Here is a 22,681-nt window from a genome sequence, read left to right as displayed (position 1 = left end):
TGGTGAAATTATTGCGCTAACGTTTGCACAAACTGGGAGGAAATCATGACACGGACCGTGCTGTTGACGGACTACGCCTGGCCGGATGACAAGGTCGAGCGCGAGGTGATCGAGAGGGCTGGATTTGTCCTCATCAGCGGCCCTGCCGAGCCGTTGCCCTCTGCCGAGATCGACGCTTTGGCTGCAGAGCATCGGCCGCACGCGATCCTGACCTGCTGGGCCCAGGTCAGCGAGAGGGCGATCGCTGCATCTCCCAATCTCAAGATCGTCGCTCGCCTCGGTGTAGGCCTGGACAATATTGCAGTCGATGCTGCGACCGAGCGAGGAATTTGGGTCACCAACGTTCCCGACTATTGCGTCGCAGAAGTGTCCGACCACGCAATCGGTTTTGCAATTGCCTGGGCCCGCGGCCTGATCCACTTTGATCGCGAAGTTCGCGAAGGCCGCTGGGACCCCGCTTCGGCAAATCTCCGCAGGCTTTCGGAGCTGACCTGCGGCATCATCGGCTTCGGTCGCATCGGCCGTGCGACGGCAGCAAAGATGCAGGCGCTGGGATGCCGCGTGGTGGCGCACGATCCCCATGCCTCCAATGTCCCCGCCGATGTGGAGCTTGCCGACTTCGATACGCTTCTGGCCAAGAGCGATATCGTCATTGTCCATGCGCCGCTGTCGCCGGCGACGCGTCATCTGATCAACAAAGACGCCATCGCGAAGATGCGTCGCGGAAGTCTGCTTATCAACGTCAGCCGGGGCGGCGTCGTGGATACTGCTGCCGTGATCGAGGGCTTGGCCTCCGGCATTCTGAGCGGCGTCGGTCTGGATGTGCTTGAGGATGAACCCCGGGTACCTCAGCAGTTGCTCGCTCATGCCGGGGCGATGATTACGCCGCATGTCGCCTTCTCCTCGGATGCTTCGCTGATCGAACTGCGTCGCCGGGCAGCGGAGGAAGTCGTCAGGGTTCTTTCCGGAGAGATGCCCGAACAACCCCGCAACAGCCCCCGCCGCTAATGCCGCAAGGACACTGGTTTTATGTCTGTAGACGAGACGACGATTTTCGACGATTTCCTGCTGAAGAGCGGCCTGAAGAGCGCTTCCGAGGAAGCGATCTACAAGCCCCTGACGGGTGGTGTTTCTTCAGATATCTACCGCGTGGAGCTTCCCGGCCGGCTCATCTGCGTGAAACGCGCCCTTGCCAAGCTTAAAGTATCTGCTGATTGGCAAGCGCCGGTGTCGAGAAATCTGTACGAATGGAACTGGATTTCCTTCGTGGCGGAACATTTCCCTTCTGCCGTTCCGAAGCCTCTCGCGCACGACGCGCCGTCTGGTGTTTTCGCAATGGAGTTTCTTCCGAGCGACGACTACCCGCTCTGGAAGACCAACCTGCTTCACGGGAGCGTCGACCGAAAGGCGGCAGAGGTCATTGGCCAGCGGATTGGACAGATCCATTCCGTCAGTGCCCGCACACCGGGGTTGCCGGAAAAATTTGACTCCGGATCGAACTTTTATGCTCTTCGGCTAGAGCCTTACCTGGTGGCCGCTGCCGCCAAACATCCTTTCGTCAGCGATCGTCTCGCCGAGCTGGTTGAGCGCACTGCCGGAACAAAGCTGGCGCTGGTCCACGGCGATGTCAGCCCGAAGAACATCCTGTTGGGCAGAAACGGTCCTGTCTTCCTGGATGCCGAATGCGCCTGGTTCGGCGATCCGGCTTTCGACCTGGCCTTCTGCCTGAACCATCTGTTGCTGAAGAAGATCGTTGCCGGAAAGGCGGCATCCGAGCTTGCATCGTCATTCGCGGCCTTGACGGCAGCCTACATGGATCAGGTCGACTGGGAGGATCGGGACGCTCTCGAGGCCCGGGCCGCAAGCCTGCTGCCCGCACTCTTCCTCGCTCGGGTCGACGGCAAATCGCCCGTCGAATACATAACCGACGAATATCAGCGCGAAGCGGTCCGCAAAGCCGCCATCCCGCTGATCGCATCGCCTCCGCAAAAGCTCGCTGACGTGGCGCAGGCCTGGTTTCCGTAAGGAACCCAGGCTTTTCCGGAGCCATACGCTTTTCACGTCAGATGAAAAAGAAAACGCCACCGCGCTGTGTTCGCGATGGCGGATGAAGTCTTGCTCTGCTGCGGCTCAGAACCTGGCGACCCAGCTTTCGAACGCAACCAGGAAGCTCTCGATGAACTTCTGGGTTCCTTCATTGAGGAATACCCCATGGTCGCCCACCAATTTGTCTGCCGTGCTGAGGTAAACCTCAGGCTGGGGCATGGTCGGCACGTTGATGTTGGTCAGGATAACCCGGAGCTGGAGTGCTGCGGCAGCGCCGCCAATCAGACCGGGAGAAGCCCCGGTCACCGCACCGGGCTTATGATCCCATACGCTTTTCCCGAACGGTCGAGAGCCGACTTCGATCGCATTCTTCAATGCCGCGGGTACGGATCTATTGTATTCCGGTGTCACGAAGATTGCGCCATCGCAAGCCTTGATGCGCTCGCGGAAGGACGTCCATTCCGCCGGCGGCGTCTCGGTTTCCAGGTCCTGGTTATAGAGCGGAAGATCGCCGATCGGCACGATTTCCAGGTTCAGCCCGTCAGGCGCTACTTTCTGCATTGCACGGGCAAGCTTCAGGTTGATAGAAGCCTGACGAAGGCTTCCGACCAGGACCGCGATATCTTTCTTGGACATGTTCTCTCTTCTCGCGTGAGGGCGGCGCCGGCCGCAGCCGGCGCCGGTGATTGTTATTGGTAGGCGGCAGGAACCGGAGGAATGACCACGTAGTTGCTGAAGCCGCCATCGCGTTCGCCGATCCCGGAAATGGCTTCATTCACCCGCTCGAGCGGATAGATCTTGTGCTCGAGATAGGAGAGGTCGAGCGCGCCGGTGCGGACCATGTCGGCCATTTCTTGCCCCTGGGCAGCGCTGAACCAGTTGGAGCCGATGAGCTGAACTTGCTCGTCCATCAACCACTTCACGTCGACCGGAACATCTTCCGCCACGCCGCCAACGACAACCACACGGCCGCCTCGACGAACGCCGCGCATGGAGTCGACCACGGTCGCAGCGGGAGCTCTCGCGCCCAGCGCGCTGATAACAAAATCCACTCCCTCGCCACCGGTTTGGGCCTTTGCCCATTCTCCCGTCGAGCCCTCGCCGAGCATGATCGTGTCGATGCGGTCGGGAGCGATGGCCTTGATGCGGTCCATCAGCTCCTTGTTTCTGCCGGTGCCCAGAATTTTGGAGAGGCCCATCGCAAGAGCGAGCTTGGTGGCCGCGACGCCGAGCGTGCCGGTAATCCCGTCGATGAGGCAGACCTGGCCGGGTCCGGCCTGTGCATTCTTCAGGGCGCCGTAGGATGTGCCGAGATAGCCGAAGCGGCCGGCCTGTTCGAAGCTGAGATTGTCCGGCAGGCATACGAGTGAATATTCCGGGGCGGTCATGTATTGGCTGAAGCCGCCGTAGGGATAAAGATCGAAGATTCGTTGACCATCACGGCTGGTGCTGAAGTAGCCATTCAAGGTGTAGTAGCGGCACTGACTGCGGTTGCCTGACCGGCACGCCTTGCAGGAACCACAGGATCTGAGAGGGCTGACATAGACACGATCGCCAATTTTGACATTGGTGACCGCCTCGCCTACTTCGGCGACGACCCCGGCCGGATCCAGGCCGAACACTGCCGGAAACTTCGGCAGCGGCTGGTGGGGAAACCAGGTTGGCCAGTTATTGATGACGTTGGCCATGTTGGGCACGATACCGCAAGCCCTGACCTGCACCAGGACGTCGTTGGGCCGGGGCGCGGGAACCGGAATCTCATCCAGCGACATCGGCTGATGCAGAGCATGCAGCCGAGCAGCGATCATAGTTTTAACCATTAACTCCTCCATGGGACATCGGTCGGACCGTGCCCGACCGAATGCATTTTTTGTTTCAGACAGGTGCGCTGCAGTGCCGAGCGGCATTCGTCAGGGGACCAGGAACTCCTTTCCAGCCGGTCGGAAGTCCGCCGGCCAGACCGTCACCCAGTCCTTCCCTTGAACCTGCTTGAGCTTTGTCGATGGCTTCCCGGCATTGAACTTGCCGTCGAAAGTCCTTGGCCCGACGACCGTCTCGACCGCATTCGAGCGCAACCATGCAGCCATCGCGGCGTCGTCCAGCTTCCCTGCCCCTTCGGCTGCTGCCGCAAGGATTTGCCACGCAGCATATTCGACGGCGGCCTGATACTCGGTGCGCGGATAGGGGAAGCCTGCCGCCTTCGCCTTGCTGCCATAAGCGCTTACGAACTCCTGGGCGCCGTGATACTTGACGAACGGTTCGTGCTCCTCGAACCAGGTCAGCGAGGTCAAGCCATTCGCTTTGGGGTGGGCTGCGGTCGGGCCGGGTGCCGGGAACAGGTAGAACTGATTCCTTGGTTGGTAATCGATCCGGCTCATTGCATCGAGAAGCTGCACTGCCTCCATGCCGATCGCACCGGACCACAGCAGATCCGGATCAGCCGCTTTGATGCGGTTTGCGATTGCGCCGAAGTCCTTCGTGCCGAATTCATATTCGAGGTCCAGCACGCTTTTGATGCCACGCTTGTCAGCGACCTGCTGACCGCCCTTGGCGATCGTCAGAGCCGACGGGAATTTGCTGGTGACGAAGGCGATCGTCTTGGGAGGGGTCGGCAGGCTGGCATAGGCATCGAGAACGACTTCGGTGTCGGTCAATTGCGGCTCCGCCCCGATCGGAAGCGAGGGGAACTGCAGCGGATAGGGTGCGAGGCTTGGGTCGCCAAGGCTGCTCTGAACGAGCATCTTCTTGAACCGAGCGGCAACACCCATTGCTGCGATAATCGAGGACGTGCCGTAAGGCCCCATCAGGAGATCGACCTTGTCGGCGGTCACCAGGCGCTCGTAAAGGGTTCGCGCATTGGCGGGAAGCGATTGGTCGTCAAGAAGGACGAACTCCACCTTCCGTCCGAGAATACCGCCTTTGGCGTTGATCTGTTCGACGAACACCTCTGCCGCGAGTTTATGGATTGCGCCGACGCCCGCAAGCGGACCTGTCAACGGCAGCGTTCCGCCAACGCGGATCGGTCCCTCCTGGGCGAAAACCCTCGGCATCGAGCTGAAAGCTGCCACGGCGGCCGCAGACCCGAGAAATGCACGTCTATTCAGTTTAATGGATTTCACACTCATCTCATCCTCCCAAGTGCTTCCGGCATGTCATCGCGCTCACGGGCTCGCGGCGCGTCAGTCTCCTGCCGCCGGCGGCAGCTTTCAGCTCTTCGCGAGCCCTTCTGCGTATCGTTCGAGCGTCATCGGGTTCGGCATTTTCTCGGGATGCTCCAGCGGTACTCCCGCAAATTCGCTGGCCTCGAAGAACCATTTCGAGACGGCCGGCATTCCCCAATGGACATTGGTGCTAAGGGATGCCGCGTCCCAGCGAATGGGCTCCAATTCCGCATCTATCGTGGTGTAGTGATTGTTGAAGAACTCCACCCGGTGCCCATCCGGATCGCGCAGATAGACGAAGAGGGACTCCCGAAGGACCATGACGTCCAGGCCCGCGCTCAATGCTGTCTCCATATCCGTAACGGCTGGCAAAATCGCATACGGCGAAGATGTCGCTGCTTTCGGGAACCGTATAGGCAAAATGATGCAGCTTCGGGCCAATGCCGGGCACCAAGGCCAGGTCGAGACAGACACCTTTGCGATACATGAAGTTCGCAATGAGAGTGTCGCCCGCTGCTATATATTCCGAAGTCCGGAAGCCGAGTTCGCCGTAGAACGCGCTGAGACCCAGCGGATCTGCGACCATGATCTGGCAATGGTCCAGGCCTTGGGCTCGGGCGCCACGATGTTCATGCACCGCGAGAAACTTGCGGGGATGGATGCTCATGCTGGAGCAAAGCTCGATGCGAGCGCCCGACGGATCGCTGACAAGCAGGGTCCGCCCTTGGTTTCGAACCTCGACCCATTCCGCCGGAAGGCCCTTCTCCTCGAAGAAGACCTTGGCCTTGTCCAGATCCTCCTCCAGGAACACCCGGTAACCTATCCGCCTGCACGCCGGCTTGTCGCCGGCGGGTGCGAGCACGAGACTGTGGTGGCAGGCCTCGGACAGCCCGCGAAGGTAGGAAACACCATCCGTGAATTCTGTTTCGACGAGGCCGCCGACATTGACATAGAAGTCTCGGCTACATCCCACATCATTGACTTCAAGCACGACGTGACTGAAGCGCGTGATGTTGAAGGGAGGCTTCAAATTAACAGCCGGAAGCATGTTATCCTCGTTTGGTTTTGCTAACGTTAGCATAAAACGACCGGGTATTTTGTCAATGCCTGTTTTGCGCAAGACCCGCATCCGGCCCCATCCAAATCCTAACTTACAGCAGCAACAGCGGCTGGCTTTTCAGCCAGGTCCAGCGCCGACCATCCGGCGAACGAAGCCTCTTTTCCAAGCGCCTCCTCAATCCGGAGAACCTCGTTCCACTTGGCCATTCGCTCGGAGCGGGAGAACGATCCGACCTTGAGCTGCTTGGCATCCCAGCCGACCGACAGATGGGCGATCGTCACATCTTCCGTCTCCCCGGATCGCGCCGAAACGATCGTCCGAAAGCCCGCCTTCTTGGCAACGGAGAGCGCCTCGAAGGTCTCGGTGATGGTGCCGGCCTGGTTCGGCTTGATCAGAACCGCGTTGGCGCTTTTATCCTTGATCGCTTCGCTTACCCGCGCCGCGTTCGTCACAAAGAAGTCGTCGCCGATGATCTGGCATCTGGAGCCGTAGCGGGCGGTGAATTCCTTGAAACCGTCCGCATCGTCCTCGGCGAGCGGATCCTCGATGGAGACGATCGGGTAGGCCTTCAACCAGCCGCCGAGCATGTCGATCATCTTGGCCGTATCGAGCTGCCGCCCCTCCAGTGCCAGCGAGTATCTGCCCTCTCGGCCGAATTCGGAAGCCGCTATGTCAAGCGATATCACGACCTCGCCGCCGGGCCTCAGACCGGCAGCCTCAATCGAACGCACCAGGGCATCGAGTGCTTCTTCATTGCTGGTGAAGGCTGGCCAGTAACCTCCCTCGTCCGCCACGCCCTGAAGTTTGCCGGCGCGCTTCATGATGTCCCCCGCAGCGCGATAGACCTCGGCAGTCCATTCCAAGGCTTCCGAGAAAGTCGAGGCGGCGGGGCACATGATCATGAAATCCTGGACGTCTACCCGGCGCGCCGCGTGCGCGCCGCCACCGAAAATCTGGATCTCCGGCAGTGGCATGGTTATGGCGTTGCCGGAGCCCGCGAGATACCGCCAGATCGGTTGATCGGCCGCAGCCGCCGCGGCGTGAAGCAGCGCCATCGACGTTGCCACCGACGCATTTCCACCCAGCCTGCTCCGGTTCGGGGTGCCATCGAGCGCGATGATGGCGCCGTCCAGCTCGGCTTGATCCTTGGCATCGCGGCCAACCAGTAACTTGGCGATTTCGCCGTTGACGGAGGCAAGGGCTTTGTTGATCCCCAAGCCGGCAAGGGCGCTGCCGCCGTCTCGAAGATCGAGAGCTTCGCCGGTGCCGGTCGATGCACCGGCTGGCGCGATCGCCCGGCCGATCGCGCCGGAGGCCAGCTCGATCTCTACCTCGACAGTGGGCCGGCCACGGGAATCCCAGACGCGACGGCCCTGCACTTTTCGGATTTCGGTGTTGTTCATGTTCAGTTGGTCCACAAGGTCAGATTGAGATTTGGATCATTGAGGCTCACAGGCCGTCATCGTAATCCGTCGTATCGGGGGTCCGTGCGCCAATCAGCACCACGGCGATGGTTGCCGGCCTGTCGCTTTTGTTTCGCCAGGCGTGGCGGGTGCCGTTCTGCACGAAGGCGTCGAACTGGACCAAGCGGGTCTCATTACCATTGTCGAGCTCCATCCAGATCTCGCCGTCGAGAACGATTCCATAGTCGACCGTAGGCGTTTGATGTTTGCCATCCGGCTCGAAGCGTTCGGCCAAGCCGGGGCTGACCGCAAGGTTCTCCGCCATAGCCGCCGGACCATTGAAATCCGGAGACATAAAAACGGAGTCTGGTGGGAACGTTAGCACTAAAAAGCGCGTTTCGCCCGGCTCAGGAACGAAGCTCGTCACCAAAGGAGTTGGATCAGTTCCGTTGAACGGAACGGCTGTGGAAGCCGAAGTCGCCCAAACCATCCGCGACACCAGACCTGGGACGGTCCTGAATATGTCAGTGCGCGGAACGGCGCGGTCCTCAGCAAACCTGGCAATACCCTGACTGCTGTGTTCCGTCACGACGCGGCGAACATGCACGGGAACTCTCCCGCTCGAATTTTCAGATACCAAGATACGCCTCCCTGATGCTTGGATCATTGATGAGAACCTCGGGCGCTCCGGAGGCCGTCACGCGGCCTTGCTCGATCACGTAGGCCTGATGGGCAATTTCAAGCGCCTTGTTCACATTCTGCTCGACGAGCAGCACGGCTACGCCCCGCTCGTTGATCATCTGGATGATTTTGAACATTTCTCCGACGATCAAAGGCGACAGCCCGAGCGACGGTTCATCCATAAGCAGCACGCGCGGCTTGGCCATCAGCCCGCGACCGATGGCAACCATTTGCTGCTGCCCACCCGATAAGGAGCCGGCCAGCGAATCCTGACGCTCTTTCAACACAGGGAAAAGCTGAAACACCTCTGCGAGCGTCGCATCGCGCTCCGCACGAGCCTGGGAGCGGTATGCACCAAGCAACAGGTTGTCCAGGACCGTCATCGCCGTGAAGAGGCGCCGCCCTTCCGGGACCACGGCTATGCCGTAATCGCAGACCCGATAGCTGGGCACTTTGGAAACGTCGTTGCCCTCGATGACGATCGTTCCCTTGTGCGGCCGAAGAATGCCGGCAATGGCATTTACCAGCGTCGTCTTTCCCGCTCCGTTCGGGCCGACGACCGAAACGATCTCGCCCGGCCCTACACTGATAGACAGGTCCCACAGAGCGATCGCGTCTCCGTAGCCGACCTCGATCTTATCGACCTCAAGCAGCATGACTGCCTCCCAGATATACGCTGACCACTGCCGGATCTCGCATCGTTTCGCCTGGATGTCCAAGCGCCAGAACCTTGCCTTGATCCAGCACCGCGACACGGTCCGCCAGTGCGACAACCGCGCGCATGAGGTGTTCGACGAAGATGATCGTCGTACCGCCGGATTTGATCCGCTTGATCATTTCGACCGCATGGTCGACCTCGGCCGGATTCAAGCCGCAAAGCACCTCATCGAGCAGGAGCAGACGTGGTTTTGCGGCCAGCGCCCTGGCGAATTCGACAAATTTTCGGTCATGCAGGTTCAAGGCTTCCGGAAGCACGTCGGCCTTATCGGCCAGGCCGGTGAAGGCGAGCGCCTCCCCGGTGGCTGCATCGACAGCAGCCGCGCCCATGCCGTCGGCGCTGCCGAATTTCGCGCAGAGCCGAACGTTTTCGAGGATCGTCAGATTGTCGAACAGGCGCGGGATCTGATAGGTGCGCGCCACGCCCTGCTGCGCGATCAGATGCGGCGATCGACCGGAAATCTCCTCGCCTTCCAGTGTGATTTTACCCGAGGTCATGGAGTAGTGACCACTGATCATGTTGATCAGGGTGGACTTGCCGGAACCATTTGGCCCAACCAGAGCCAGGATTTCGCCCCGTCGGACCTCCAAAGTCACGCCGGTCAAGGCACGGATGCCGCCAAAGGATTTGGTGACATCCTCGCATTTGAGAAGCACCGGACCGGAACCTGCTTGGGCTGAAGGCGCGAACTGCGTGACGACCTGAGCAAACCCCATCGGTGCGCCAGCTCCGCTGCGCCTGTCGGCAAACCTGCGAACAAGACTGGGAACGATGCCGGACGGCAGCACCAGGATGACGACGATCAGCGCAAGAGCCACACCCGCACGGCCGAATTCCGCATGAGCGCCGCTGACGATGGCGCTTTGCATCACGGTGATGATCACCGCACCGATCGCAGGTCCAGCCCAATGACGGGCTCCGCCAAGAATGCTCATGAGCACGACATAGAGAGGAACGGTCACCGCAAACGTTTCGCCAACGGTGACGTAGCCGACATATACGGCGTGGATCGCCCCCATTGCACCGGCAAGCGCCGACGAGACCGCAAACGAAATCAGCTTATAGCGGAACGTCGGAACGCCTTTCACTTCTGCGACGTCTTCATCGTCGTGAATTGCCAGCAAGCCCTGACCGAATTTGCTGTGAAAGATGAAATAGGATGTCGCCAGCGCAACAAGGGCCGCAATAAACCCGAACATGTAGAGGGAGCCGGACGCCGTTGCGCCGATCATCGGGATTTCGATCCCTGAAAGGAACACGCCTGTGCCCGAATCGAGCGCGGTGTTCGACACAATGGCCGCGACGACAAACGTCACCGACAGCGTCAACAGCGCGAAGAACTCGCCGCGCAGAGCACCCGAGCGAAAGACAACCAGTCCAATCAGAACGGCGACCACGGCCGCAAGCAGGGCCGCGGCAGGTATCGTCGCGACGAAGGGCCACGACAGCTGCGTCGTTAGCGTGGCCGTCGTATAGACCCCGATACCGAAAAATGCAGCGTGACCAAAACTCCAGTAGCCCGTGTAGCCGCTGAGGATACCCCAGCTCGTTGCCAGCACGACCCAGAAGAAGATGATGTACAGATAGGAAAGGTAGTAATCCGCCATTCCCAGGTAAGGCAGCGAGGCGAGGATCGCCACGACAGGCGCTGTAATCAGGAGCTTTTTCATGGTCAAATCACCGGTTTGCGCAGGAGGATGACGATGAGCACGCTGAATGCCACGAGCGGCGCCCAAGCGGGGTTCACGACGGACATGGTGAGGCTCTCGGCCACACCGATCAGCATTCCGGCGCCCAGCGCGCCAATAGGGCTGCCCAATCCTCCAATGATGGCGACAGCAAAGACGACCCCGATCCAAGCCTCGATTTGAGATGGAGCCAGAGTTCCGATCAGGGCGATAAAGACCCCGGCGATCCCCGCCGTCGCCGAGCAGAGGCCGGCCAGAATGTATGACACGCGCGTGGAATTGATTCCGAAAGCCGACGCTACGGGAGCGTCATGGGCGGCGGCGCGCAATGCCTTGCCGAGCATTGTCTTGTTCAACGCGTACCAGGCCGCTCCGGCAAGCACCCCGGCGCAGGCAAACGCAGAAAGCTCCAATACGGGCACGAAGATCGGGCCGAGCCGTATAGTGGTCTGCGCATAGGGCGTTTCATAGCGTAGGAAATCGGCCGACCAGATCCATTGGATCAACGACTCGATCAGGATTGTGACGCCGAAGGTCACCAGCAGAGAGGCGAATTCCTTCACCTTGAAACGCACGAACACGCTGTGCAGCGCAATGCCGAGCGCGAAGAACAGCGGAGCGATCAGAAGAGCGCTCAAATATGCCGGAACGCCATGGACGGTGCCGAGCTGGTAGGTCAAGTAGGCACCAAGGAATGCCAGCGCGAAGTGGCTGAGATTCACAAGCTTCAACAAGCCCCAGCTCAGGCTGAGACCCATCGCCAGCAGGCCATAGATTCCGCCCAATAAGACGCCGCCAACAGCGGATTGCAGGAAAAGAGCGACGGTCATGAGGATCTACGTCCCTCTGCGGACATGATGATCAACGCCGGGAACACCAGAATATCCACGTTATGCCTCCTCCCGTTTGCGCTAACGTTTGCACAAACATTCGTCCCACAGCATGACCCTCATGTCAACGGCTTTAAAGAAGTTAATTGATTGCCATGCGCCTCTGCGCGCGCTGCACACCGGTGCGGTAAGCCCGTTCGAGAAGATTAAGCAGCTGAAAGGTTTTTATTTTACACGGCGATTGGTCGCCGCGCCCGGGCGTCACGGCAAAAATTAAATGATTACTACTTAAACGGTATGAGAGGTTTGACAACTGCGATGTCAGTGCTATCGTTGGCCAAAATAGTCATTCCGAGCCAAGCACAATGGTAACAATTAAAGACATCGCGGCGATCCTTCAAGTTTCCCCCTCGACCGTGGGCCGCGCTCTTGCCGACGATCGCCGCATCAGCGCTGAGATGAAGCGAAAGGTGAATGAAGCCGCAGCGCAAGCGGGGTACGTTGCCAATCGTGCTGCTCGCATGATGCGCGGGGTGCAGAGTAATCTCGTCGGGCTGATCGTTCCAGATATCCGGAACAGCTTTTATTCGACGATTGCCCACGCCCTCTCGCAGTGCCTTCTTTCGGCAAATTATCAGCTGACCTTGTGCGAAACCGATGACGACAGAATGCACGAGCTTCGCCACATCAAGGAACTAACGAGCGCCAACGTGGCCGGGATCATTCTGGTCCCGAGCGCAAAACCTCATCCCGATTCCGCGCGAATCCTGAAGATGACACCTCACATCCAATTGCTGCGAAGGGCACCGCTGCTCGGCGACCAATGGTTTGGGATTGATGACAGACGGGCACTTTACGAGAGCACGGAACACATCATCAACGCAGGTCACAAACGGATCGCGTACATAGGCGGCACGGAAGAACTGCCCACCGGCGCGGCTCGCGTGCAGGGTTTCCGGGACGCGGTGAAAAGCTCCGGTCAAGCGATCACCGTGCATGAGGAGCTCGGTGCGCCCTCCTCGCCGGAATTCGGACGGGAGGCCGTGCGTCGCCTTCTCTCCCTAAAGGATCGACCGACGGCGCTCGTGATCGGCGCGGTGCAAAATACCTCCGGAGTCATTGACGAAATCCAGGACCAGGCCCTGAGCGTTCCCCGAGATATTTCGGTCGTCGGATTCGGTGATGAGCTTGGGTATCGATGGTGGGGTCCGGGACTGACGACGGTCCAACTGCCCGTTTCGGAGCTGGCAACCGCCTGCGGGCTTTGGTTCCTGCACCACCTTCAGAACAAGGGTGATCTCAGTAAGCCCTACAGCTTCATCTCTCCGCCCCATCTGGTCATCCGCGGCAGCACGGGAACTCCGTGAAAAGCCGGCAGCGGTCGATCTCCCGCAGCAAGCGGAATCAGAGAGAGGCGCCTGTCCCGTGACACGCACCTCTCTTCGATTGGCTGCGATTCATCCCGCATCCAGGGCCGGACGCTGAAAGCTCTGGAATTAATCTTGATGAGCGCCGCCAAGACCATACGGCAAGCCGAGGCGGCGCAGGTTGCGCGCCGCCGGCTGCTCAGCGATATCCCTCTTCAAGATCGATCTTCAGCGCGCCCATGAGGCGAACACCGGAATTGTACCAGGCGACATTGATCGAGAGCTCGACAAGCTGCTTCTCCGACAGGAACTTTGCGACCCCGTTCCACACTTCATCGGAAACATCGACGTTCAGCGTGGAACTCCTTGGCAAAGGCCATCACAGCCTTTTCCTCATCGTCAAAGAGATCCGAGGTCTCGAAGTGCGCAATTGCATGGAACTGCTCCTCCGTCAGGCCGGCCTTGAGCCCATGAGAATGATGATGCTTCACCTCGTACTCGGAGTTTGTGCAGTACCCGACCGTTAGGATGGCCATCTCCCGCAGCTTCGGGCTGAGGTCAGCCGCCCGCACCGCATTGGCATAAGTGAGGAAATCGCCGAGGATCGCGGGAGCGTTGGCGAGCGCCAGAAAGATGTTTCCGGTCGGAACCTTCCTCTCCTTCAGCAGACGCTCATTGAGCGCAGGTTGCGTCTCGGCCAACTCGGTATTCGAGACATATTTTACTCGTGCCATTTCTCCACCCTCAACTTTGCCTTGACAAATCTCCCTGTTCAACGTGGCCCGGTGCGGGAACCAGTCTCTGCAACAGGTGCTAACGTTAGCATTAATAGCATTGGTAATTCTGAGGTCAATCAGATTTTTCGCGCCGCAGCGGACCCCCGCAAGGGATTTAGCTAGTGCGGTGCCGCAACCACCGGATTCTTCAGAACACCGATACCGGGAATTTCCACCTCGAGTTCGTCTCCGGGAACGATCGGCCCAACGCCCGCAGGCGTACCGGTCATGATTACATCACCGGGCAACAGCGTCATGAAGCGGCTCAAATAAGCAACGATGTCAGCAACGGGATAGACCAGGTCTTGCGTATTTCCCGCCTGTTTGACGGCGCCGTTCTGACGAAGGATGACATCAAGATTCGTCGGATCGAGATCGGTAACGATGGCCGGCCCCAACGGTGCAAAGGAGTCGTAACCCTTGCCTGCCAGCAGGCAGCCAAACTTGCTTTCCTGCCGCTGTATGATGCGGTCGCTGATATCGTTTCCGCACGTGTAGCCAAGCACATGCCGCAACGCATCTTCCTTGCTGATGTGGCGTCCGCCTTTGCCTATGATGGCGACCAGCTCAGCTTCGTAGTGGACGATTTCGCCATCGCTCGGATATTCAATGGCATCTCCATTGCCGCTCGCCGCGGTGCTGGGTTTCATGAACAACACCGGAAGCGTCGGCTGCTCCTTTCCGGACTCGTCGGTGTGCTGTCGGTAATTGTAAGCGACCCCAAATATCCGGGGCCGTTCCACTGGGCACAGCAGACGGACGTCGGAAAGGTTATCCTCCTTCCCCGTCCGCTCGATACCTTCGAACGGTTCGCCGGCTAAGCGATCGATCCTGCCCTCACGTTCAACCCCATAGTAAATTCCGTCGACGGACCGGTAGCGCACAAGATTCATGTTGATCTCCATTTTTGCTAACGTTAGCGCAACCGGCTGACCTCGTCAACGCGCCCTGTTCCCTCCCGTGCCTTGGCCATCATCCGCTCGGAAATCGAATTCGATTGTCATAGTTACGCGCATAAACCGCGCGGGCTAGGCTCACCGGTCATTGCAGCATTGCAGCGCATATGTAAGGTGGCCGCGTTCATGCGGAGACTGAATCGTTGATGACGACGGCGGACTATATCGCTCTGGCCTTCTTTGCCTGTGTCTGGGCGGGTTATTCCTGGCTGTTGAAGGGCCGCACCTTCTTCGGCCGTACCAGCCTGACCCATGCGATGACCGAACGGCGGCGAGATTGGATCTACAATTCGCTGCGCCGCGACCTGAAGATGATCGACACGCAGATCATGGCCGGCCTGCAGAACGGCACGGCTTTTTTCGCCTCCACCTCGATTTTCGCGATCGGCAGCTGCTTCGCCCTGCTCGGCGCGACGGAGAAGGTCGACGCCGTCTTTGCCGACCTGCCCTTCGTCTTCCACAGCGGCCATGCCGCCTTCGAGATGAAGGTCGGTGGGCTTGCGGCGCTTTTCGGCTATGCCTTCTTCAAGTTCGGCTGGTCCTATCGGCTGTTCAACTATTGCACCATCCTTTTCGGTGCCATCCCGATGATGCGCGACACGGAGAGCGACGTCATCGCCGCCGAGCGCGCCGCCGAACGGGTCATCCGGATGAATGTCATCGCGGGCAGCCATTTCAACGAAGGTCTCAGGGCGATCTTCCTGTCGATCGGCTATCTCGGCTGGTTCATCAACCCTTATGTCTTCATGCTGACGACGGCGATCGTCATCTTCGTGCTGACACGGCGGCAGTTCTTCTCGGAGGCGCGGCTGGCGATCATGGATGCCGGCCCGCCATCCAATCTTCACCTTTCCGCTCTTCGCCGCGACATGCCGTCGAACGACGGAAATGATCTGACCGGGAGACTTTGATGACCATGCCGGCAATGCAGGCCGATGCGGCGGCAAGACCGCCACGCATCGGTCTACTGGATACGGCGCGCGGCATCGCGCTGATCGCCATGGCGAGCTACCATTTCTCCTGGGACATGGAGTTCATGGGATATCTCGCGCCGGGCACGGCCGAGACCGGCTGGCTGAAGGTCTATGCCCGGGCGATCGCCACGACCTTCCTCTTCATCGTCGGCGTCAGTCTGGTGCTTTCCAGCACGCCGACGATTCGCTGGCCGTCCTTCTGGAAGCGGCTCGGCATGATTGCCGCGGCAGCCGCGGCCATTTCGATCGTCACCCGCATCGCGATGCCGGACGGGTGGATCTATTTCGGCATTCTGCATTGCATCGCGGCGCTCACGCTCATCGGCATCGTTTTCATCCGGCTGCCGCTCGCCGTCACGCTCGTCGTCACATTGGCACTCCTGGCCGCCTGGATCATCGACAATTTCGCCACGCCGGGCCTGCTGCGCTCGTCCTTTTTCGATCCGCGATATCTCGCCTGGATCGGCCTTGCCGAAATGCCGCAACGATCGAACGACTACGTGCCGCTGTTTCCCTGGGCAACGCCGTTCTTTGCCGGACTGAGCATCGCCTCGATCGCCATCAGAACCGGTCTGCCGCACCGGCTTGCCGCTCTTGGCACCGGCTCCTGGTGGCCGGCGCGGCTCGGCCGCCACAGCCTTGCCTTCTATCTCATCCACCAGCCTGTGCTGATCGCCATCGCCTACGGGCTTTCCCTTCTCGTCCCGCCGCCGACGCCGGATCCGGCGGAAACCTACCTAAAACAATGCAACTCCACTTGCGTGATGCAGCAAGGTGAAGCGCTCTGCCGCAGTTTCTGCCAGTGTACGCTCGGAAAATTGCAGGCCCAAAACCTGTTGATCCCACTGCAGGCAAACGAGATCGACGTCCAGAAGGATGAACGGGTGCAGACGCTCGTCACCGAATGCAGCGCCGAGGCGGAATAGGGACCGACGAAGGCTCTGCCCCCGTTGTCAGGTGGTGACGCCGATTTCGGCGAGGCGGCCGAGGCAGGCCTCCTCGATATTGTCGAGTTCCGTCAGCGTGTCGTCTATATCCTTGCGCTTCTGGCGCAGATCCTCACGCTTCTCGTCGACGCGCTTCATCAGAAGCTTCAGCTGGCCGAGTTCGCCCGGCGGCTCCTTGTAGACCTGGATGATCTCGCGAATTTCCGCGATGGTGAAACCGATCCGCCGCCCGCGCAGGATTTCGCCAATCAGCCGGCGGTCCGCCGGCCGGAACAGCCGGGTGCGCCCTCGCCGCTCCGGATGGATCAGTCCCTCGTCCTCGTAGAATCGGAGCGTGCGCGTCGAGACACCGAATTCGCGCGTGAGCTCCGTTATGCTATAATATTTGTTCACCGGCATGTGTTCCCCGTCGTCGAACCGGCAATAATATTGACTTTTACGTAATAGTCAATTTCAGCCACCATTCAGATGCCGAACCACCAGGTCGCGATGCCGAGAAAGGCGAAAAAGCCGGTACAGTCGGTCACCGTCGTGACGAAGACCGAGGAGGCGATGGCCGGGTCGGCCCCCATCTTGTCGAGCAACAGCGGCAACAGGATGCCGGCAAGGGCTGCCGCCATCAGGTTGATGATCATCGCCGCCGCGATCACGCCGCCGAGCTGGTAGTCGTGGAACCATGTGCCGGCAATCGCACCCATGATCGTCGCGAAGATGACGCCGTTGAGGATGCCGACACCCGCCTCCCTGCGGATAATGCGGCCGGCATTGTAGATGTCGAGATCGCGGGTGGCGAGCGCGCGCACCGTCACCGTCATCGTCTGCGTGCCGGCATTGCCGCCCATCGAGGCGACGATCGGCATCAGCACCGCAAGCGCGATCATCTTCTCGATCGAGGCGTCGAACAGCCCGATGACGCTGGCCGAGAGCATCGCCGTGCCGAGATTGATCAACAGCCAGAGGAAACGCGAGCGCGCCGTCGAAAGCACATTGTCGGACAGCTCTTCGTCGCCGACGCCGCCGAGGCGCTTGATGTCCTCGTCCGCCTCTTCATGGATGACGTCGACGACGTCGTCGATGGTCAATACGCCGACCAGCCGGCCGTTTTCGTCGACGACGGCGGCCGAGAGAAGGTCGTATTGTTCGAAGAGCTGGGCGGCCTCTTCCTGGTCCATCTCGGCAGGAACCGGATGGTTGGTTTCACGCATGATCTGCTCGATCTTCGTCTGCCGCTTGGTGCGCAGGATCTGATCGAGATCGACGGCGCCGAGCAGCTTGAAGGTCGGATCGATGACGAAGATCTGCGAAAAGGAATAGGGCAAATCCTCCTCATCGCGCATGTAGTCGATCGTCTGGCCGACCGTCCAGAACGGCGGCACGGCGACGAATTCCGTCTGCATGCGGCGCCCGGCCGAGCTTTCCGGATAGTCGAGCGCCCGGCGCAGCCGCACGCGCTCGGTAAACGGCAGTTGCGCAAGGATCTCTTCCCGGTCTTCCTTGTCGAGATCTTCGAGAATGTAGACGGCATCGTCCGAATCGAGCTCGCCGATCGCCGCGGCGATCTGCTCGTTCGGCATCTGGTCGACGATTTCGCGGCGGATCGCCTCGTCGACCTCGGTCAGCGCCGTCATGTCGAAATCTTCGCCGAGCAGGCGTACCAGCGCCAGCCGCTGATCCGGCTGGATCGATTCCAGCAGGTCGCCTATTTCGGATTCATGCAGGCGGGCAACATTCTGGCGCAGGAACAGCGTATCGCGATCGGCGATCGCGGCGCCGACGAGGGCCAGGAAATCGCCGCGGACATTGCCGTCCTCGTCGTAAATATCCGCTTCCTCGTCATCGCGCCGGCGAGTGCGGTCTTCCGTATCGGTCGTCGTCATCTGCCGCCCTCGCACCTGGTTCGAATTTCAACGACTGCCGCGCCGCATTCGCAAATGTCGGCCGAAAACACATTGTCAACAAGCGGATAGTAAATCCCGCGCAAGGCTTCCCGCAGTCGGAATTCCTGCTCCTGCTAGCTCAAAGCATCCCTGCCGTAAAGCGCCAAACCGCGCTTCTTGATGACAATAGCTACGACCGGCGATAGTTTCCCGTCGTTCAAACCGAGAAAGCCCGCTTCATGCCCGTCCGTCCGATCCTGCGTTATCCGCATCAGGCGCTGAAGACCGTCTGCGCGCCGGTGACGGCCTTCGATGCGTCGCTGGCCGCGCTGGCCGACGACCTGCTGGCGACGATGCGCGCAGCCCCCGGCGTCGGCATCACCGCCGCCCATATCGGCGTCTTCCTTCGTGTGACGGTGCTCGAACTCGACAGGGCCGACGGCGTGCGCCTCTATGTCAATCCTGAGATCACCTGGCGGTCGCAGGAGACGATGATCCATGCCGAGGGCAGCGTCTCCATGCCTGGCGCGACCGACGAGGTCACACGCCCGCGGGCGATCCGCTTCCGCTATCAGGATGCCGACGGCATGATGCACGACGAGGCCGCCGAAGGTTTCCTCGCCATTTGCATCCAGCACGAGGTCGACCAGCTCGATGGCATTTTCTGGCTGCAACGGCTTTCGAGGCTGAAGCGCGACCGCCTCGTCAAAAAATGGGAAAAGACGCAAGGCTGACAAATCGCCCGGCGCGCCGAACCATTCGCTCCTGTCGGCGTTCTCCCGCAGAGAAACAAGGAGCGACCATAATGGCAAGGATCGGTGACAAGACCCCGATTTCACGCGAGGCCCCCGAGCTTTCCCGTGAGGAAGATTATCGCGACCTCGAAGAACGCAATCTCGACGATGGCTGGCCCTATGCCGACGGCACCGCTGCCAGCGACCCGGCCAACCGCCCCTACGGCGAGACAAAGGCAAATTTCGACAGCGATCCCAACCAGGGCTTTCGCGTCGACGGCACGGATAAGGACGGCAACGAGCACCGCCTGAAGGATTCGCTGCGCGCCGGCACGATCGATCGTGACGACAGCGACGAGCTCGAGGCGCGGGTAAACGACAATCTCGAAAACATTCCCGAAGTCGATATCAACAGCATCGAGGTCCATGCCGACGGCCACGTCATCACGCTGGAAGGCTCGGTGGAGACGATCGGCATTGCCCGCAAGGTCGAGCTCGGCGCGCTTTCTGTCGACGGCGTCCATCATGTCCGCAACAAGCTGCAGCTGACCGGCGTCGACGCCCATATCCCCAACGAAGACTGAACCTCATGGGTGACAATGGCGATCAGAACGGGAGGCCAGCTGCCGCCTCCCGTATGGCTGCGTATAACATTACCAAAAGTTAACAATTTGCGATTGTAGCGAGCACTGGCCTCTGTTGGCCCTTTTTTGTAGGCGGCTGCCGTAACGGAAACGTCAAAATCGTTGACAAGACCGTGATTTCATTTGAACAAAAGGCCGATGCCAACCGTTTTCCGTTCACAATTTCGCCTGAATCGGGGCGCGAATTCTTAACTCGCCGGGGATGGTTTATGTTGTTGAATTCAACAACAGATTGAGGAGAAGAAACCATGCGCATCAAATTTGCCCTCGCCGCATCCCTGTTCGCCGTCAGCCTCGCAGGCGCTGCCTTCGCTCAGCCGACATATTCCGACGACTATACCAATGACAGTGACGGCTTTGCGCCGAGCCCGATGGCCAAGACCGCTGCGGTTCACTACAGCAACCGCAAGGCCCCGGCCTATTCCAGCGATTACACCAATGACAGCGACGGCTTTGCCCCGTCCGCCATGGCCGCCCCAGTCGTCGACAAGACGGCGACCGCGAGCATCAAGCCCCTGCCCCCGTGCCACAGCATGGTCGGTCCGAGCGGCTCCCATACCAAGGGTGCCGACAGCGGCGCCTCGCGCACCGAAGCCTGCCGCGCAACGCATTGATCAAAAAGGAAGGGGCCGCAACTTCGGCCCCTTCCCTTTCAATCCGCTTTTCTCGCCTCAGAACACGAAGCGCGTGAGTCGCGCTTCAGACCAGCGCGACGTGTTTCACCGTCGTCGATGCTTATGTCAGCAGCGGCGGCAATCACGGCCTACCGGCCGTGTTACACATATACAAGGTGATCAGCTTATACCGACATCATCGCCCGGCGAGCGCTCCCTGAAAAGGGATGGTGCGGTCGAGAAGACTCGAACTTCCACGGGTTGCCCCACAGCGACCTCAACGCTGCGCGTCTACCAATTCCGCCACGACCGCATCGTGGTAGGTGCCGATTTGCGTCGGCGGGGCAGCATGTAGCAAAAGCATTTGGGGTGCACAAGGGCGATATGACAGTTTTTTTGAAAACCTTTCACAGCATTTGAATTGGCTGGAAAACGGGTCCATATAGATCCCCTGCCGCCCCTATTTATCAGGTATTTCGGGGCAAGCGGCAAGGAATGGCCATGCTTCGCACCGATCTCGAATTCTCCATGCTCCCCAAACTCGATAGCCGCCCGGTGCGTTGGCGCATCGCCGATGGGCTCGTCGCCTATGAGGAAGCGGTGGAAGCGATGGAGCGGGAGGTCGCGGCGATCGCAGACGGCGGCGACGAGCTTGTCTGGCTCGTCGAGCATCCGCCGGTCTATACCGCCGGCACCAGCGCCAATGCGGGCGACCTCGTCCAGCCGGATCGCTTCCCGGTCTTTGCGACGGGACGCGGCGGCGAATATACCTATCACGGCCCCGGTCAGCGCGTCGCCTACGTCATGCTCGACCTGAAGCGCCGGCGCCAGGACGTGCGCGCCTTCGTCGCCGCCCTCGAGGAGGTCGTCATCCGCACGCTCGACATGATGAACGTGCGCGGCGAGCGGCGCGAGGATCGCGTCGGCGTCTGGGTGCGCCGCCCGGAAAAACCGTTGCTCGCCGACGGAACGATGGCTGAAGACAAGATTGCCGCCCTCGGCATCCGCTTGCGCAAATGGGTGACCTTCCACGGCCTGTCGCTGAACGTCGATCCGGACCTCGATCATTTCAGCGGCATTGTGCCCTGCGGGATATCGGCCTATGGCGTGACCAGCCTCGTCGACCTCGGCCTGCCTGTCATGATGGTGGATGTCGATGTCAGGCTGCGCGCCGCTTTCGAGACGGTTTTTGGCGAGACAGTGAACGCGCCCTGACCGCTTGTGGGGGTTGACGGCTTGATTTGCCCGGCTTTCCCGTGATTGATGGGCGCCGTCCCCGAAGAATCGGCCGCCATGTCAGAGCCCCATCAAAACTCCCTGCAGGGCATGGCGATCATGTCCGGCGCCATGTTCATCCTGCCGACCATGGACGCCATCGCCAAATACATGGCGACCTTCGAGGCGATGTCACCGGGCCAGGTGACTTTCTACCGATTCTTTTTCCAGATCGCCTGCACCCTCCCGATCCTCGTCGCTCTTTTCGGGTTGAGGGCGTTTTCGGCCAAACGACCATGGATGAATATTCTGCGCGGCGTGCTGCACGGGGCTGCAAGCCTGCTGTTCTTCGTCGCCGTCAAATACATGCCGCTTGCCGACGTCTTCGCCATCTATTTCGTCGAGCCCTTCATGCTGACCGCCATGTCGGCTGTATTCCTTGGAGAGAAGGTCGGCTGGCGGCGCTGGATGGCGATCGCGGTCGGTTTCGGCGGCGCGATGATCGTCATTCAGCCCAGTTACGAGATTTTCGGCCTCAAGGCGCTGCTGCCGGTCGCCTGCGCCTTTCTGTTCTCGCTCTATCTTTTCCTCAATCGCGCAATCGGCGAAGCCGATTCGCCGCTCACCATGCAGACGATGGCGGGCATTGGCGGGACGGTCTTCATGGCCGCCGCCCTTCTCGCCGGCAGCGGCGCCGGCAGCGAGGATTTCGCTATCTCCCTGCCCGCCTCCGGTCTCGGTCTCGCGCTGCTTCTCGCTCTCGGCTCGATCTCCGGATATGCGCATATGCTGGTGGTCCGGGCTTTCCGGCTTGCGCCGCTGTCGCTGCTTGCGCCGTTCCAATATTTCGAAATCATCTCGGCCACGGTGCTCGGCTATGCGCTGTTCAACGATTTCCCGAGTTTTTCCAAGTGGATCGGCATTTTCATCATCGTTGCATCGGGCCTCTTCATCATCTGGCGCGAGCGGCAGCAGCATAATCGCTAAAAT

At 60.1% G+C, this 22,681-nt stretch carries 24 protein-coding genes, 1 tRNA gene and 1 pseudogene; 10 read left to right on the top strand and 16 right to left on the bottom strand.

Annotated features, from left to right (window positions below; translation table 11 throughout):
- Nucleotides 1-45 precede the first annotated feature (45 nt).
- A complete protein-coding gene (locus MHI61_RS12445; RefSeq protein WP_239792232.1) occupies nt 46-1,008 on the top strand; it encodes a C-terminal binding protein in 963 nt (320 codons plus the stop codon).
- 21 nt (nt 1,009-1,029) lie between these two features.
- Nucleotides 1,030-2,025, top strand: coding sequence for an aminoglycoside phosphotransferase family protein (locus tag MHI61_RS12440; RefSeq protein ID WP_275593088.1), 996 nt, complete (start codon nt 1,030-1,032; stop codon nt 2,023-2,025).
- Between the two features lie 105 nt (nt 2,026-2,130).
- On the opposite strand, the gene MHI61_RS12435 is transcribed toward MHI61_RS12440, so the two are convergent.
- From MHI61_RS12435 to MHI61_RS12390, 10 genes and pseudogenes are all read right to left on the bottom strand, one after another.
- A complete protein-coding gene (locus MHI61_RS12435; protein ID WP_010029870.1) occupies nt 2,131-2,682 on the bottom strand; it encodes an NAD(P)H-dependent oxidoreductase in 552 nt (183 codons plus the stop codon).
- A 53-nt stretch (nt 2,683-2,735) separates the two neighbouring features.
- On the bottom strand, nt 2,736-3,854 hold the full coding sequence (locus tag MHI61_RS12430; RefSeq protein WP_170964946.1) for an alcohol dehydrogenase catalytic domain-containing protein: 1,119 nt from the start codon (nt 3,852-3,854) through the stop codon (nt 2,736-2,738).
- A 102-nt stretch (nt 3,855-3,956) separates the two neighbouring features.
- Nucleotides 3,957-5,114, bottom strand: a complete 1,158-nt coding sequence (locus MHI61_RS12425; RefSeq protein WP_239792230.1) for an amino acid ABC transporter substrate-binding protein — start codon at nt 5,112-5,114, stop codon at nt 3,957-3,959.
- 138 nt (nt 5,115-5,252) lie between these two features.
- Nucleotides 5,253-5,549 carry a hypothetical protein gene (locus MHI61_RS12420; protein ID WP_239792927.1) on the bottom strand — a complete coding sequence of 99 codons (297 nt, stop codon included), beginning with the start codon at nt 5,547-5,549 and terminating at the stop codon, nt 5,253-5,255.
- A gap of 28 nt (nt 5,550-5,577) precedes the next feature.
- A pseudogene (locus MHI61_RS12415) lies at nt 5,578-6,255 on the bottom strand (VOC family protein); the annotation flags it as partial.
- Between the two features lie 98 nt (nt 6,256-6,353).
- Nucleotides 6,354-7,670 (bottom strand): phosphopyruvate hydratase, encoded by a 1,317-nt coding sequence (gene eno, locus MHI61_RS12410; protein WP_097605091.1) that lies wholly within the window; start codon nt 7,668-7,670, stop codon nt 6,354-6,356.
- Nucleotides 7,671-7,716: 46 nt separating this feature from the next.
- Entirely contained in the window at nt 7,717-8,277 is a 561-nt protein-coding gene (locus MHI61_RS12405; RefSeq protein WP_239792229.1) for a cupin domain-containing protein, read from the bottom strand.
- Between the two features lie 22 nt (nt 8,278-8,299).
- Complete coding sequence (locus tag MHI61_RS12400) at nt 8,300-9,007, bottom strand: ABC transporter ATP-binding protein (protein ID WP_239792228.1); 708 nt, start codon at nt 9,005-9,007, stop codon at nt 8,300-8,302.
- Entirely contained in the window at nt 8,997-10,739 is a 1,743-nt protein-coding gene (locus tag MHI61_RS12395) for a branched-chain amino acid ABC transporter ATP-binding protein/permease (RefSeq protein ID WP_239792227.1), read from the bottom strand. Before MHI61_RS12395 ends, MHI61_RS12400 begins: the two co-directional genes overlap by 11 nt.
- A 2-nt stretch (nt 10,740-10,741) precedes the next feature.
- Entirely contained in the window at nt 10,742-11,587 is an 846-nt protein-coding gene (locus MHI61_RS12390) for a branched-chain amino acid ABC transporter permease (protein WP_239792226.1), read from the bottom strand.
- Nucleotides 11,588-11,952: 365 nt separating this feature from the next.
- Here MHI61_RS12390 and MHI61_RS12385 point away from each other — a divergent pair, with 365 nt between their 5' ends.
- Nucleotides 11,953-12,954: a LacI family DNA-binding transcriptional regulator gene (locus MHI61_RS12385; protein WP_010028953.1), complete on the top strand. Its 1,002-nt coding sequence runs from the start codon at nt 11,953-11,955 to the stop codon at nt 12,952-12,954.
- Nucleotides 12,955-13,153: 199 nt separating this feature from the next.
- Here the strand turns inward: MHI61_RS12385 and MHI61_RS32620 are convergent, their stop codons facing one another.
- The 3 genes from MHI61_RS32620 to MHI61_RS12375 all read right to left on the bottom strand — a co-directional run bounded on the left by MHI61_RS32620 (nt 13,154) and on the right by MHI61_RS12375 (nt 14,623).
- Nucleotides 13,154-13,285: a hypothetical protein gene (locus tag MHI61_RS32620; RefSeq protein ID WP_275593087.1), complete on the bottom strand. Its 132-nt coding sequence runs from the start codon at nt 13,283-13,285 to the stop codon at nt 13,154-13,156.
- A 1-nt stretch (nt 13,286) separates the two neighbouring features.
- Complete coding sequence (locus tag MHI61_RS12380; RefSeq protein WP_239792225.1) at nt 13,287-13,655, bottom strand: carboxymuconolactone decarboxylase family protein; 369 nt, start codon at nt 13,653-13,655, stop codon at nt 13,287-13,289.
- 194 nt (nt 13,656-13,849) lie between these two features.
- Entirely contained in the window at nt 13,850-14,623 is a 774-nt protein-coding gene (locus tag MHI61_RS12375) for a fumarylacetoacetate hydrolase family protein (protein WP_239792224.1), read from the bottom strand.
- A 209-nt stretch (nt 14,624-14,832) separates the two neighbouring features.
- Here MHI61_RS12375 and MHI61_RS12370 point away from each other — a divergent pair, with 209 nt between their 5' ends.
- Together MHI61_RS12370 and MHI61_RS12365 are read left to right on the top strand one after the other, a co-directional pair.
- Nucleotides 14,833-15,597 carry a DUF599 domain-containing protein gene (locus MHI61_RS12370; RefSeq protein ID WP_064685816.1) on the top strand — a complete coding sequence of 255 codons (765 nt, stop codon included), beginning with the start codon at nt 14,833-14,835 and terminating at the stop codon, nt 15,595-15,597.
- Nucleotides 15,597-16,586, top strand: coding sequence for a heparan-alpha-glucosaminide N-acetyltransferase (locus MHI61_RS12365; protein WP_239792223.1), 990 nt, complete (start codon nt 15,597-15,599; stop codon nt 16,584-16,586). Before MHI61_RS12370 ends, MHI61_RS12365 begins: the two co-directional genes overlap by 1 nt.
- Before the next feature lie 27 nt (nt 16,587-16,613).
- On the opposite strand, the gene MHI61_RS12360 is transcribed toward MHI61_RS12365, so the two are convergent.
- Nucleotides 16,614-17,006, bottom strand: coding sequence for a MerR family DNA-binding transcriptional regulator (locus MHI61_RS12360; protein ID WP_011425479.1), 393 nt, complete (start codon nt 17,004-17,006; stop codon nt 16,614-16,616).
- Nucleotides 17,007-17,071: 65 nt separating this feature from the next.
- A complete protein-coding gene (gene mgtE, locus MHI61_RS12355) occupies nt 17,072-18,484 on the bottom strand; it encodes a magnesium transporter (RefSeq protein WP_097605097.1) in 1,413 nt (470 codons plus the stop codon).
- A 239-nt stretch (nt 18,485-18,723) separates the two neighbouring features.
- On the opposite strand from mgtE, the gene MHI61_RS12350 reads away from it, so the two are divergent.
- The 3 genes from MHI61_RS12350 (at nt 18,724) to MHI61_RS12340 (ending at nt 20,476) form a co-directional block, all read left to right on the top strand.
- Nucleotides 18,724-19,218: a peptide deformylase gene (locus MHI61_RS12350; protein WP_239792222.1), complete on the top strand. Its 495-nt coding sequence runs from the start codon at nt 18,724-18,726 to the stop codon at nt 19,216-19,218.
- Nucleotides 19,219-19,289: 71 nt separating this feature from the next.
- Nucleotides 19,290-19,802: a BON domain-containing protein gene (locus tag MHI61_RS12345; RefSeq protein WP_239792221.1), complete on the top strand. Its 513-nt coding sequence runs from the start codon at nt 19,290-19,292 to the stop codon at nt 19,800-19,802.
- 308 nt (nt 19,803-20,110) lie between these two features.
- Nucleotides 20,111-20,476, top strand: a complete 366-nt coding sequence (locus MHI61_RS12340) for a hypothetical protein (protein WP_239792220.1) — start codon at nt 20,111-20,113, stop codon at nt 20,474-20,476.
- Between the two features lie 228 nt (nt 20,477-20,704).
- On the opposite strand, the gene MHI61_RS12335 is transcribed toward MHI61_RS12340, so the two are convergent.
- Nucleotides 20,705-20,789, bottom strand: a tRNA-Leu gene (locus MHI61_RS12335).
- A gap of 182 nt (nt 20,790-20,971) precedes the next feature.
- Here MHI61_RS12335 and lipB point away from each other — a divergent pair.
- Nucleotides 20,972-21,691 carry a lipoyl(octanoyl) transferase LipB gene (gene lipB / locus MHI61_RS12330; protein ID WP_239792219.1) on the top strand — a complete coding sequence of 240 codons (720 nt, stop codon included), beginning with the start codon at nt 20,972-20,974 and terminating at the stop codon, nt 21,689-21,691.
- 48 nt (nt 21,692-21,739) lie between these two features.
- A complete protein-coding gene (locus MHI61_RS12325) occupies nt 21,740-22,678 on the top strand; it encodes a DMT family transporter (RefSeq protein ID WP_239792218.1) in 939 nt (312 codons plus the stop codon).
- Nucleotides 22,679-22,681 lie beyond the last annotated feature (3 nt).

The sequence above is a fragment of the Rhizobium sp. K102 genome (assembly GCF_022385315.1).
Classification (GTDB): domain Bacteria; phylum Pseudomonadota; class Alphaproteobacteria; order Rhizobiales; family Rhizobiaceae; genus Rhizobium; species Rhizobium croatiense.
Note: the sequence above shows the minus strand (reverse complement) of the source record. Positions and strands in the feature narration are given on the sequence as shown.